The 3,239-nt window shown below is 30.1% G+C and carries 3 protein-coding genes; all 3 read right to left on the minus strand.

The window, feature by feature from the left end:
* Positions 1–155: 155 nt before the first annotated feature.
* A complete protein-coding gene (locus tag BAZSYMA_RS01710) occupies positions 156–1,109 on the minus strand; it encodes a restriction endonuclease subunit S (RefSeq protein ID WP_195910042.1) in 954 nt (317 codons plus the stop codon).
* The gene (locus tag BAZSYMA_RS01715) at positions 1,102–2,625 is read right to left on the minus strand and encodes an HsdM family class I SAM-dependent methyltransferase (protein WP_195910043.1); all 1,524 of its coding nucleotides are present in this window, start codon (positions 2,623–2,625) and stop codon (positions 1,102–1,104) included. The genes BAZSYMA_RS01710 and BAZSYMA_RS01715 overlap by 8 nt, the downstream gene beginning before the upstream one ends.
* Positions 2,626–2,937: 312 nt before the next feature.
* Positions 2,938–3,138, minus strand: a complete 201-nt coding sequence (locus BAZSYMA_RS01720; RefSeq protein WP_090714970.1) for a transposase — start codon at positions 3,136–3,138, stop codon at positions 2,938–2,940.
* Positions 3,139–3,239 lie beyond the last annotated feature (101 nt).

Here is a 3,239-nt window from a genome sequence, read left to right on the forward strand (position 1 = left end):
GATTAATTTAACAATCCTGCCTTAAGTTCTTTCCTTTAGTTGCCACTTCTGATTTTTATCAGCCTTTGTAGGCTTCTTGTTTTCGTATTTGACTTTGGTTTTTGGCTTGGATAGTAAAACTTCTTTTAGGGGTTTTACTATTTGTTTTAGGGTTGTCATAGTGATTTTGAGTAGGGCAGTGATTTTATGTAATCTTCCATAAATTGCCAGTCTGGTTGGTTGTTTTTATTTACTGGAAGTTTTATTTTATGAGACAACATTTTCTCTTTCCCCCACTTTCTACCATAATTAAATCTAAACTTCTCTTGTCTAATAACTGTAATTAAAAACATAGCTACGAACTGATTGCAGTCAAAATTAGGGAATAAAATATTTACATCACCAGTTGCATAAAAATCTTGATTTTGATAGAAGGCATCACCAACTGCACCATTTGACGAAACTGTAATCAATCCTCTTTTATTTGGATTAGTTGCACTCGCCACAGTTTTAGATACGCCATTATTTAAACCTGTTGCACTAACTAAAAACACACTTCCATCGTTTTGTTTTTTTGGTGTATTTCCTTTCTTTATATTAAAAATTTCAGAATAATCAAATTTTTGCCAATTTTCTATATCTAAAGTTAATTGTTTATTCAACACTGCTTTTCTATTTGGAGTTTTAATTTTTGATGTATTGACCCAATCTGGAATGCTATCTAATGACGGAACCAATAAATCATCTAATGTTTTATTTGCCTCTCTACCGTGTGATGTATATCTAAATCTATTGTGCTCTATCGCATAACAATAAAACTTTTTTTGTGCATCATTTAAAGGCTGCTTAGGTATTAAAACTTTTATATTTTGTGCAGTATAAAAATCTTCTTTTTGAACGAACGATGATAATAAATATGAACCACCCAAAGTTACTGTAATACTACCCTTTTTGAATAACGTTTTATTAGAAAGCTTTTTGATTTTTGTTTGAACTCCTAAATTTTCTCTACTTCTTGAGATAAAATTTATGCCATTCTTTAAATCTATTTCTAATTTGTTTAAATCTAATTGACTCCCATAGGATATATTGAATATTTTATTTAAGGGGATTGTTTTTATTTTATTCATCATTTAATACATTAAAAGCAACATATTTTTTTAAAACTTTTTGAAAATCATCTTGTGTAAGCGTTGAATAATCAGTTTCCATATAAGCCTCAGCACACCATTCATCTTTTGCTGTTACTTTTTTAGTTTTGCTAAAACCAACTTTCTCTTCATTATTAAAATACAAACTTAGCCAAGTATCTTTAATATCTATCCATTTATTGTCATAATCAAATCTGCCTTTGGTTTTTTTGTTAAAAAATCCATCATCTTTAAAATATCCAAAAAAGGTTTTTTTGTTTTTGGGTTGAGGGATGCGTGCTTCAAAAACCATAATACAAGTAACAACCCCTACTTTTGAATTTTTAAATAATTCATTAGGCATAGAAAAAACGGCTTTTAATGTGTGTTTAGATAGCAATTTTTCTTTTAATCTTAGCCTTTCGCCTTTTTGGGCTAAAGCACAACTCATAGGAATAATAGCAACACACAAACTCTTTTTTTCTAGGCATTCTAAGTTATTTAAAACAAATTCAAATTCTTCTACGTCTGATTTGTCTGATTTATATGGAGGGTTTAAAAAACCAACCGTAGGCTTTTTAGTTTTAATGGTTTTTATAATATCTTCATCAAAACAACTACCACTTAAAATATTACTTTTACCATCGCCGTGTAAAAACATATTAGATACTGCCAATGGATACATTTCAGGTTGATATTCGATGCCATATAATTGATGTTGTTTTATACTATTTTCTTGTGATGAATCACCATTACACTTATCAATCATATTTTTCATAGCCGATACTAGAAAACCACCTGTGCCAGTGCAATTATCCAAAACCACATCATCGGTTTTTATATCCACAATATCGGTAAAAAAATCTGTAATATGCGGGGGCGTTAAAACAATTCCTAAGCCTTTATCACTGTTTGAATACCTTAAAAATTCTATATAAAACTGACCTAAAACATCATAATATTTATAGGTTCTAACATAGCCATTTATATTTTCGTCAATATCATTTATTAATTCTCTCAGGGTTTTTAATTCTTTTGATTTTTGAAGTTTTTTTAAACTAGGGTGAGTTGCAATAAAATTATAATTTTCCATCAACCTATCAATTTTATCCCCCTGTAAGTCTTCAGTTTTTAACTGCTCTTTTATGATTTCAACCAATGCGCTAGAAAGAATTTTATTACTACTCATGCCGACATAATCTCTGTAAAAATCTTTATTATCTAAGGCAATCAAAACACCACTAACAAGTAGGCTTCTTTTATCTTCTTTGATTTTTAACTTATGCAACTGCTCGTTTAGTATTTGCGAATATTCTAGCAATTCCTTGTATTTTTCATTTTTTCTAGCTTCATCTTGCTTGAATCCTGCAAGAATATCATCCAGTGACAACAGTTTGTTTCCAAAAATTTGCTCTACATCACTTAAACCTGTTTTTTGTAAAAAATAAGAAACTTTTATATTATCTTTTTCTACACCACTAACCGCTAAGGATAAAACATTATATTCTTTTGACAAATAAGAGGAGTAAAGCAAAACCCCATCTACCGCAAAATCTGCAAATTCATCTCTGTTTTTGCTTTCGTGTTTTAAAATATCTGCCTTACACTCAACAACAATTAATAAATCTTTTTCATCATCTATTGAAATTAAAAATTCAGGCTTGCCTATGCCACTACCATTTTTAGAAGCGTTTTTAAGTAGTTTGGTTATTCTTGGATTTTTAGATGACTGCTCTTCAAAGGTAATATTTTTAAATAACTTGTCTTTTTGAAAGTGCTGTCTGACTATGTTTTCAGTATCCCTTTCATTTAATTTTTTCGCCATAACCTACCCCGTCAATTCCTTATAACTAATCCTATTATCACCAATACCCTTGAATAACGATACCATTCTATCCATTGTGTCAATTTGGCAATTACCCTCGTTAAATCTAAATACAAACTCATCTACATAGCGATGCAAGGGGCTGGTGTTGATATTATGAAATGTACCGTTATATTCTCGTTTTAACACCACCCAAACTGTAATGGTCCAGTCAACTTAGACACATTTCAAGCCACTTTTTTCAATTCAGCCATATTCTGAACAGGTGTAATATACCCAATGACTGAATGAATCCTTTTGTAATT

This window comes from Bathymodiolus azoricus thioautotrophic gill symbiont (genome assembly GCF_001298715.1).
Classification (GTDB): Bacteria; Pseudomonadota; Gammaproteobacteria; order PS1; family Pseudothioglobaceae; genus Thiodubiliella.

What these genes read in the sequence shown, in the direction of transcription:
- BAZSYMA_RS01710 (WP_195910042.1), bottom strand. Translation starts at nt 1,109, where the DNA reads ATGAATAAAATAAAAACAATCCCCTTAAATAAAATATTCAATATATCC.